A 10,403-nucleotide genomic window follows, 5' to 3' on the forward strand; every position below is an offset into this window, starting at 1 on the left:
ATTTTAGAGACTTATGTCACAGCCTCTTTTTAATCATCCCCAAGAATTATTTCAACAATCAATCTAACCTCTTGTGGATTAATCTTAATATTGTAATGCTGTTCTATGGGTTCCATAGATTTTTTTATTATCTCAAACATTTCTCTATGCTTTGATTTAAATTCAACTATATCGGATTGCCTATCCAATTCTTGATTTCTAATTAATCTTTCGACCATTCCTGATTCATGAATAATTAATAATACTCGTTTATTAGTCTTAAATTTTCTGGAAAGCAGCTCCTCCATTTTAGATACTGTTGAATCGGCCAATTTTATCAAACTATTCGGATCCAAAATAGTAATACTCGAAATCATCCTTTTAATAGTAAAATTCATTAACAAAGCATCTTTCAAATCAGAATAATCCATTGATTTTGTGTTATTCAATATTTCAATTAATTGATCAATATGATTTCCTGATAATAATCCATCTAATGATAAATATGGAACACCACCGATTTGTGGATTAGCCGTTCCAACGATTGCAATAACATCATAAAGTTCAAATGGTAATTCATTTCTCTTATTCTTAGATAGTTTATTAAAATCATATGGCAATATTTCAATATTAACATCAAATTTTTTCAAGCTATTCTTTATAATTTCTTGAATCTGAACCGCGCTTCCCATACCAGAATGACAACAAGTAATTATGGCCTTTTTTTGTTTTTTATGTGGTAAAAGAATTTTGCTATTGACTACATTATTTTCCTTCACATTACTTCTAATATCACTCAATCCTTTATTTTGTAATATTAAATTTCCAACATTCAATACCAGTGGAGTTGATACATGATCAATCATAAGTATTGGTACATTCAGTTTTTCATTAATACTCTGACCAATTTGATTAAGTGAGCCCATATCAATTAGTAATATCATCCCTTTATCAATATTAACAGTGTTTATATAATCAACCAATTTAGATTCAATATCTTTCGTTGTTGTATCTATTGGCATATCTATTGATTGAAATAAATTACTTTTTAACATTCTATTAGCCACATTTGCCAAACTGCTTGCTGTCGAGTAACCATGAGCCAAAACAACAGCATGTAGCAATCCTTTAGAGATATTACTTTTATTTTTTGCAACGTACAACGTCACCATCAATATATCTTCTTCTAGAATATCACGTTCCATTTTATTAGATAACAATGACAATATTCTAGTTGCTATTTGATATGATGAATCAAAATTACTTTTTAATTCATTAATTATTTGAGATTTATGTAAATTCCATATTTTGTTATCATTTAACACTGATTGTAAATTTTTAGATCTTAACAATGTAGCAATTGCAATAATCTGATTTCCATCCTTGGGATATCCGTAACTATTTTCCATAAAATCAAATACAGATTTGATTTGATAAATCAAAAATTCATACTCTGAATCTTCTAAACTTTTGTACTCCGTATTAAAAAGGATGCTGTCAAAAAGTAAATCAACATTCTTATTAATATGATTCAAAAATTGTTTTTTAGCTACTTTATTATTTAAAAAAACCCAAACCATATTAATAGTATCTACATATAAATCTTTAATTACATTTATTATTTTATTAGTATGATGGGGCAACACATCGCTCTCAAAATCATAGTTGATATATTCAGTAGGATCATTTTCAAATTTTTTATATTGTATTAAATCTTGATAATAATTAACCGGAATATTTGATAAATTTATTTTAATTTTAGATACATCGCCTGATTTTGCATAGGCGTTCCCACTAGAATACTTAATAATATTCTTGAGTTTACCGATATTTCCTTCCATATTTGCAGATAACAAAACATCAACAAGTTGTGTTGAAACACTGAGTTTTCGTTTCAATACCTTGCTTTCATTCATAAAAAAGTAATCAATCAATTGAACTTTTTCACTTTGAGGTCTCATACTAAAACTTGGAATATTTATAATTACTGGAATTCTTCTAACAAATGTTGGTAAAAAAGTAGAATCTAATTTTTCTGTTGTCGCAAATATTAATCTTACTGATGCTTTTCTTTTTATACTATCGTTACCAATAGGTGAATACTGTCCGGTATCCATAAATGAAAACAACTTTTCTTGACCACTCTGAGTTAATCTATGAACTTCATCTAAAAAAAGAACTCCTCCATTGGCATTTTCTATTAGCCCCGGTGTATCCTGATCCGCACCAGTAAAAGCACCCTTAGTATATCCAAAAAGAATACTCGATAATAACTCCGGATTATTAAAATATTGAGCACAATTTAAAAATTGAAATTTAGATGATTGTGCAATTAAATTTTTTTGAATACAATATTGATATATTTTATTTGCTAAAAAAGTTTTACCCGATCCACTAGGGCCCATTAGCATTATTGGCAAACCCTTGCCTGGATAAAGTGTAGCCGTTTTAATTTCTTCTATTTGATTTATTAAACTCCCCTCTGAACCAATAACATTATCAAATATATCAATACTCGTATTTTTGTGAAGCCTATCTTCATTCAATACATCATCAATACTGTCATAATCTAATTTTGCATTTTTAAAGTTTTTCTTTAAAATATTAAATGAAATATATTTAACTGGATGTGTTTGAATTTTAGTAACAACACCATCCTTATATCCATTATTTAAATATCTGCTTACAGTACTTCGTGATAAATTTAACCTCTGAGCCATGGTACTTGTTTCTAGTAATTCAAATTTCTTGCTTTCAAGAGCTGCCTTGGAAATTTTCTCCAAATATTCTTCAATCTTATTTATCGGCATTTTTACCTCCCTATAAAAAAAATTATAAAACGATATATGCACAAAAGCGGATTGACTATTGGTCAATCCGCTTTATTTGCTATTCAATTAGACTAGTATTCAAGTTTCCACATGTAACGGCGTTTTGTTAGAGGGTGATTTCTAGCAATAGCTAATTCTTCAGCATATACACGCATTACCCCTGTCAATAACATAGGGTTCAAGAAATCAATAACATTATCGGATGCAATTGATGCTAAACCATAGTCCTTAGCATCAATTGTTGTAACTTTTGCATCGAATCTTTGTAGGAATGTCAATGCTCTAGCATCCAAATGACGTGTAGGACCATCATTCATAAATAATAGATATGGAACATCTTTTTCTGTCATTTCAAATGGGCCATGGAAATATTCACCAGAATTTAGGGTTGGAGCGGCAATCCATTGCATTTCCATAAATAAGAAACTTGCTGTCGAATACGCTACATCCAGTGTTGCTCCACTCGACAATACATAAATAAGTTTATCATTCTTATATTTATCAGCAAAAACCTTAGCGGATGGTGTCACAGTCTTGACTGATTCATTAATCAAATCATCAATCTTACTTAAAGCATCCATCATTTCATCATAATGATCATAGCCTTCACTCTTTTGAAGAATCTCAATAGCCAAAATCAAAACATTCTTCATTTTAGCAACCTTAGCGGCATAGCTTTCATGGAATCCATGAACAATAACAAACTCAGCTGCCTCAGTTAATGGTGATCCTTCTGAATTTGTAACTGAAATAACATGTGCTCCAGCCTTGCTTGCAACTTTAGTTGCTTCAACAGATTCTGGTGTGGTACCACCAAGTGATGCAACAATAACAATTGAAGTTTTTCCTAATGAAACAGGTGTATCATAGTTAAATTCATTTGCTGTTGAAATGCTTATTCTGAGTTTCTTAGCAGTTTTTTCTAAAAAGTACTTTGCAGGATACAAGTCAGCCATTGAAGCTCCACAACCAACAAACATTACATTTTCAATATTAGGTTCTTCCTTAAAGATATCAGATACAATTTTCTTTGGTGATAACATAATTAAATTCCTCCTATTATTTTAAATCGTTTGATTTTATGACCTCAAATTATAACTACTAGCTAGAATCAAACATAAAGACACTTCCCTTTCTATGCTTTAAGAATTCCAAATACACTTGCTAAAATTCCTCCAATAATACAAATTGCTAAAATCCAACCAGTATTAACTTTTTTATTAATTAACCAATACATAAACATTGTCATAGAAATTGGTATCAATTTTGGCATGATCGTATTCAAAGTTGACTGTAATTTAAATGTTGTACCCATGTGTAATGGAGTAGTTAAAGGTATCATGCTGGATACCATAGAACCGATAACCATTAATCCCACGACTCCGGCAATAAACATGACTCTATCCATGGCACCTTCTGAATTCAATTTTGTTAAAAATTGATTCCCAGCTGTATATCCCCACTTAGCTCCATACCAAGTAACTAGGTACGCTGGAACAAAACATATGATCAGAGCTAAAATCGGTCCAAGTATATTACCCTTTTGCGCAAAATTAATTCCTAGTCCAAAAGCTAATACTTTGATGGTTCCTTGGAAAAATGAGTCACCAATACCCGATAATGGCCCCATCAAACTTGATTTAACGGCACTAATAGATTCAGGATCAAAGTCATCTGGGTTCTTTGCCAATTGTTCTTCCATTGATGCAGATAATCCGAGAACAAATGAAGATGTCTGTGGAGTACAGTTATAAAATGCTAAATGTCTTTTATAAGCGGCTTTCTTTTTATCGATATCTTTTGGATCCTTGTAAACTCTATCGAGAGTTGGTGCAATACCATATAAAAAGCCTAAATTCATTTGACGCTCATAATTCCAAGAACCTTGTATGGCCCACGAGCGCCAAAAGAATTGCCAATATTTTTTATTGTTTTCTTTTTTTAAAGATTTATCTTCTGACATAATTCAGCCCTCTTTCTATAGAGAATCTAAGGAGTCATCATCTTTGGAAGATGATTTATCTTTATAAATAATTTGATCTAATAAAATTGCAATAAGAATTGCAAACAGTGCAATACCAGTAACACTAATATTTGCATAGGCAGTGATTAAAAATCCGATAAAGAAATATGGAGCCATTTTCTTGGTTATCATCGTTGATAGTAATAATGCAAACCCGTAAGCCGGTAGAACAGCACTGGCAACTGTTAAACCACTAGTTAACCAAGTAGGAATAATTGAGACTATTTCTTTTACTAAATTTGTTCCAAAATAAATTGCTACAAAGATGGGAATAAAATAACTCAAAGCATAGAGACCCATTCCCCATATGATGTGTAAATTAGTTGCTGATTTAAACTTCCCTTCATCGATATATTTATTTGCCATAACATTAAATGATGACATTCCCATTCTGATTACAATTCCTAACATTTGTCCTAATACCGCAATGGGTATCGCAATTGTCAAGGCAGTTTGAGCTGATGCTCCAGACAAAATCGCAAATGCTGAAGCAATGATAGATCCCATTGCCATATCTGGTGGAGCCGCTGCACCAACGTTAACCAAACCAAGAGAAATAAGTTCGAGTGTCGCACCAACCATTAAACCTTTAGTTACATCCCCTAAAGCTATTCCGACTAGAGTACTAGCAATAAGTGGTTGTTCCACATTAAGCCTTCCGAAAAATCGTGAATCCAATACAACAATAATTCCGATAATACCTAATATAAGGGCCTTATATAGCATTGTTCACACTTCCTTTTATAATTTATCGTTTAATTCTTCTTTCTTAGTTGTTGGTATTTGTTGCATATAAAGATTAATTCCCATATCACTTAATTCTTTAGATTCTTGAATTTCTTTATCAGTTAATGCAATCGTATTGCTAAATTTTTTAGATCCCTCCTTTTCGGGAATACCTCCATAATTAATTTGCTTAAGATCCTTATATTCCTTGGCAAATAAAAGTGTTGAATGTGTATTTCCAAAAATCAACATTACCTTTTCCGGAAGTTTTTTTATTTTAGAAATATTTTTAATTGCCGTATCAACTGAAAAGATATTTAATTTAACTCCCGTTGGTTTAGATAAACTTAAAGACATCTTTTTAAACTCATCATTGGCTGCCATATCATCAATTACGATGATTCTTTCAATTCCTTCTGACTTGGTCCATGAAAAAATAACTTGCCCATGTAATAAACGGTGATCTATTCTACAAAATTTGATCATTTACACTCATCCTCTCTTCTTTTAATAACTCATTGATATCAGTTAAAGCTTCACGACTGTCAGCAATAATAGATTTCAAATCATTATCTGAAATTCTTTCTACTGTTTGGGACTTCAATTGCAATTGCATTGCTAATGGTAAATTCATCCCAGTAATTAATTTAACATTGTTATTATTTTTCAATAGTTGAATCATTTCGTTATTAACACTTCCACCAAGCAGATCAGTTAGAATAATAAATTGTTCATCACTACTTTCTTCAACCATTTTTTTTACCTTTGTTATTTCAGCGGTACTGCCATTAATATATGCAGCATACGCAACGATGTTTTTATCATCTCCCACAATCATGTTTAATGTATCTTTCATTCCCACCGCCATATTGCTATGACTAATTAATATGATCCTCATAACATCACTTCCTGTTTATCTATTTACCTTTCACCTTTATATAAGCAAGCAACGTGCCAACTTGAACAAAGCCCTATATATCAGCCTTAATTTTTATAAATGCACACTTTGCACACTTTATAGCTATCGCTCATACACAGATACAAAAAATGAGTTTGGGACATAACCCCCAATTCTAAATAAAAATGAGATGATAATTCCAACAAATTTGGAATTTATCATCTCATTTCTTTGTGATTGATTAGAAACGTCAAACAATCTAGCTAATTTCGCTAAATTGTTTGCCATCAGTGCCAATCCAATTTCAGATTTTACGTTCTCAATTCCTCTAACTGAGACTCTATTGAACAACAAATGAGCCTTCAAGTTGGCAAAAATTGGTTCGATATTAGTCTTACGCTGCGCGTAGACTGATTGACCAATTTCACTTGAAAGGCTTTCTTTAGCTTTATTTTTAAAATATTCCCAATTAGCATTGATACTTATTTGTCGCTGATTACCCATCTTAGTAGTAGCCAGTTTCTGACGTGTTGGATCGTCAAAGTATTCAACCGCACGGTAAACCTTAAATTTACGTTCATACCCGTACTTATCATGTCTTACACTGTATCTCAAAAAATGAAATTCAATGCCGTCTAAGTCAGTAAAAACATCAATCAGTTCATTGTAATTCCAATTGGCGACTTTTCTTTTATCCTTGTGATATGAACGTGTTAATTCTTTCTCATACATACATAAGATAATCAACATTGAGAGAATCAGTAATAAATTGATAATTCATCTCACTTCCATAGCCTGCATCCGCTACGACGTAGTCGGCGGCATGAGGCGACTCATTAAAAATATCAGTAAGAAAGGGAATTAATGTTCTGGTATCAGTCGGACGTTGGAATACATCATAATAAAGTGCAAACTGATTTTGACTTGCGACCTGTAAATTATATCCAGGTTTTAATTGCCCGTTTTTCATGGGATCTTCTTTCATACTCATAAAAGTAGCGTCAGTATCGGTTTTTGAAAAACTATTGCGGTCGCCAAAAGTATCATTGGCGACTTCGTATTTTTTCTTTCTTGGGATCAAATCATTTTTAAGTAAATGATTATAGTGTTTTAGTTTGCGCCTTTTGCGCTTATTCTTCGAACCACCAGCTTGAACAGACTCTTTTTCAATAACGTTATTTAATTTATCTATCTTTGAATCTAAATTTGTGGAGATATTCTCTAGGTCGCTACTGTTAAAAGATTTATCTGATTCTTTTTTTACAGAAATGTCGACGTTATTTGATATAGTTTGTCTGCTTTAGCATCCAATTTTGGTTCAAATTTTTCAACCGATTTTCTCCAAACAAACGTGTATTTATTAGCATTGGCCAAAAGTTTAGTTCCATCAATAAATAGTGCAGAGTCGTCAATCAGCCCCAGCTGATTTAAACGATCTCTAAAGGTTATAAATAATTTTTTTATCAGTTCTTTAGATTTATCGTTAACTCGAAAACGATTTATGGTTCTATGACTGGGTGTGGTCAAAATATTTCCCATCAACCAACGCATTGGTAGATTCTCTTCAGCCATTTCAGCGATATGTCTACCTGAAAAAGTTTTTCTTGAATATGCGAATAATAACATTTTTAATAACATCTTAGCCGGATACTCTGGACGTCCAGTCCATGAGGACTCGGATTCTAAATCAGCCGTTAGAATCGACTCGACAATCGAGTCGATGGCCCAAACGATATGTTCATTTTTTGGAACCCAATCTAATTCTAGTTTCAAAGATGTTTGATTATTGATATAATTCATGTGCATAATAAAGAGCCTCCTAATTTTTTTTGTTTGGCGATAATAAGAATAACAGAGTAGTTCTCTATCTGTACATAGAAATAAGGCCCAGAAATCAAATTGATTTCTGGGCCTTATTTTTTTAATATAGGACTTTTGTCCCAAACTCATTTTTTTATTTATTAAATCGCCACAGACTTCTAACAAATAGCAATGATAGTAATAACATCAGTGCCCCTGAAAATGCTAAGGAAACACGTCCAGCAATAAATTCAGGATCAACAGTCATTTCAATAACACTTAAAATCATTGAAACTAAGACTAATAATGATGTACGTTTCAAAATCATGGAAATCCCTCCCCTATTTGATACGAAGATTATAACAATACTTTTTTCACTTGGCACTCTTTATTTAGGCAAGATCACCAAAATCCCTGCAAAGAAAAAAATTACCCCCGCTGATAAAGTTAGATAATATATCAATTCTTTTTTAGCCTTAAAAGATATTGTCATTACAGCAATGCCTATGATAAACATTAAAATTGATAAAATTATTTGCATATATTATCCTCCGATATGTTGCTATTTATTATACTTAGGTTACAATACATTATGCTTTTTATATAAATAATTTTTGAAACATTTAAGTTTTAAAAATTATTTTGCCACTTTTTGTATAATTATCTTTTTTAACGGTACTTTTATCTTTATACTAGATAAGGTACTTCTTTTTTATAGGGGAAAACTAAATGAACGTATTAAAACGTGTATTTTCGGATAGGGTGCTATGGATAGCTGGGGCAGCGGCAATTCTTACATCTATTTTCATTAGTCCACCACAAATGATGGATATTAATTGGAAGACACTAGCATCGCTACTATCTATGATGATTATAATCCAAATCTATGATTATTTGGACTTCTTAAAATATTATGCCGCGTATATGACGCACAAAGCGAAAACTACCCGGCAAATGATGTTTATGTTAGCCTCATTATCGTTCTTCGGAGCGATGTTCTTAACAAATGATGTTGCTATTCTAACGTTAGTCCCTTTGTTTTATCAACTTTCTAAACATATAAAAGTAAATCCGATTTTCCCAGTAATTATTATTGCAATGGCTGCGAACCTTGGAAGTATTTTTACACCGTTTGGTAATACTCATAATTTATTCTTGCTGACACATTTTAACCTAGGTATTAAACAATTCTTCGTCATGTCTACACCGATAACAATTGTTACTTTCCTAGCTATCTTCCTCTTAACTCGATTCTTCCCTAAGGATCCAATTGAGTTAACGGAACTACCTGCAGTTGAATTGAACATACCAAGTTTAACTTTAACCGTTGCTGTCACAATTGTAATTTTCCTTGGAATCTTTTCAGTCATTCCAATGTGGGGCTCATTGATTGCCGCTTTACTACTGGTTATTTTTATTAACCCGCGCATCCTTGGGTCAGTTGATTATTCTATCGTGCTAATATTCATGTGTTTCTTCATTGCCGTTGGTAATATCAACCGTGAACCAGCAATCGTTAATAACTTACATCAATTTTTGCAAACAAGAACAAGTACCTACTTAACATCAATAATTACCAGTCAATTCATTAGTAATGTTCCAACAACTATTTTGGTTTCTAAATTCTCCAAATATACTCACGCTATTTTCTTGGGTACGAATATTGGTGGACTTGGTACAGTTGTTGCCTCACTTGCTAACCTATTAGCTTTTAAACAATATCGTTTCTTCTTCAAGAAGACTCCCGGTAAATACTTAATAGCTTTCAGTATCATTAACTTTGTTATGTTATTGATCATTGGTACAATCGGTTTCTTCTTAATCGATTTCGGACTTTAGACAGCGCAGGACAAACACTGTTGGCTTTCAAGTATTAGCGAAAATATCCCATCAATTCAAAGTACGAATTGATGGGATATTTTTTGTTAGACGAAAAAAATTGTATTGTATTCCGCATTTATACCGCACTTTTAAAATTAAAGAGATTCTTATTCATGATTGGTTAAAGTATAAACAAACGGAGTTGTTATTATGCTGCCGTCTTCCACTCGGCAATATCGGGGGACTGGAACGCAGTGGACATCGTTTTGAACCAATTTGAAGTACAAAATTGTTTCAAAATCGAGTCTTTCACTAACCTAGCAAA

The 10,403-nt window shown here is 32.1% G+C and carries 12 protein-coding genes; 1 reads left to right on the top strand and 11 read right to left on the bottom strand.

The genetic code is table 11. The features are described 5' to 3' along the window. Positions 1–29 precede the first annotated feature (29 nt). The 11 genes from IV57_RS12370 to IV57_RS13220 all read right to left on the bottom strand — a co-directional run bounded on the left by IV57_RS12370 (position 30) and on the right by IV57_RS13220 (position 8,798). A complete protein-coding gene (locus IV57_RS12370; protein ID WP_057881832.1) occupies positions 30–2,789 on the bottom strand; it encodes a sigma 54-interacting transcriptional regulator in 2,760 nt (919 codons plus the stop codon). Between the two features lie 92 nt (positions 2,790–2,881). Beyond that, positions 2,882–3,853: an SIS domain-containing protein gene (locus tag IV57_RS12375; RefSeq protein ID WP_057881833.1), complete on the bottom strand. Its 972-nt coding sequence runs from the start codon at positions 3,851–3,853 to the stop codon at positions 2,882–2,884. Positions 3,854–3,945: 92 nt separating this feature from the next. Next, on the bottom strand, positions 3,946–4,773 hold the full coding sequence (locus IV57_RS12380; protein WP_057881834.1) for a PTS system mannose/fructose/sorbose family transporter subunit IID: 828 nt from the start codon (positions 4,771–4,773) through the stop codon (positions 3,946–3,948). 15 nt (positions 4,774–4,788) lie between these two features. Continuing rightward, positions 4,789–5,559, bottom strand: a complete 771-nt coding sequence (locus IV57_RS12385; protein WP_057881835.1) for a PTS mannose/fructose/sorbose/N-acetylgalactosamine transporter subunit IIC — start codon at positions 5,557–5,559, stop codon at positions 4,789–4,791. Positions 5,560–5,574: 15 nt separating this feature from the next. Continuing rightward, on the bottom strand, positions 5,575–6,045 hold the full coding sequence (locus IV57_RS12390) for a PTS sugar transporter subunit IIB (protein WP_057881836.1): 471 nt from the start codon (positions 6,043–6,045) through the stop codon (positions 5,575–5,577). Next, positions 6,029–6,457, bottom strand: coding sequence for a PTS sugar transporter subunit IIA (locus tag IV57_RS12395; protein WP_083488978.1), 429 nt, complete (start codon positions 6,455–6,457; stop codon positions 6,029–6,031). The genes IV57_RS12390 and IV57_RS12395 overlap by 17 nt, the downstream gene beginning before the upstream one ends. 123 nt (positions 6,458–6,580) lie before the next feature. Further along, positions 6,581–7,189, bottom strand: a complete 609-nt coding sequence (locus IV57_RS12400) for a transposase (RefSeq protein WP_162261230.1) — start codon at positions 7,187–7,189, stop codon at positions 6,581–6,583. Then, positions 7,182–7,538 carry a transposase gene (locus tag IV57_RS12405; RefSeq protein WP_057881839.1) on the bottom strand — a complete coding sequence of 119 codons (357 nt, stop codon included), beginning with the start codon at positions 7,536–7,538 and terminating at the stop codon, positions 7,182–7,184. Before IV57_RS12405 ends, IV57_RS12400 begins: the two co-directional genes overlap by 8 nt. A gap of 179 nt (positions 7,539–7,717) precedes the next feature. After that, positions 7,718–8,263, bottom strand: coding sequence for a transposase (locus IV57_RS12410; protein ID WP_057881840.1), 546 nt, complete (start codon positions 8,261–8,263; stop codon positions 7,718–7,720). Between the two features lie 148 nt (positions 8,264–8,411). After that, complete coding sequence (locus IV57_RS13215; protein WP_157051961.1) at positions 8,412–8,585, bottom strand: hypothetical protein; 174 nt, start codon at positions 8,583–8,585, stop codon at positions 8,412–8,414. A gap of 60 nt (positions 8,586–8,645) precedes the next feature. Next, the gene (locus IV57_RS13220) at positions 8,646–8,798 is read right to left on the bottom strand and encodes a hypothetical protein (protein WP_157051962.1); all 153 of its coding nucleotides are present in this window, start codon (positions 8,796–8,798) and stop codon (positions 8,646–8,648) included. Between the two features lie 188 nt (positions 8,799–8,986). Here IV57_RS13220 and IV57_RS12415 point away from each other — a divergent pair, with 188 nt between their 5' ends. Then, the gene (locus IV57_RS12415; RefSeq protein WP_057881841.1) at positions 8,987–10,096 is read left to right on the top strand and encodes an SLC13 family permease; all 1,110 of its coding nucleotides are present in this window, start codon (positions 8,987–8,989) and stop codon (positions 10,094–10,096) included. Positions 10,097–10,403: the final 307 nt, after the last annotated feature.

The organism is Companilactobacillus kimchiensis, assembly GCF_001438805.1.
GTDB lineage: Bacteria > Bacillota > Bacilli > Lactobacillales > Lactobacillaceae > Companilactobacillus > Companilactobacillus kimchiensis.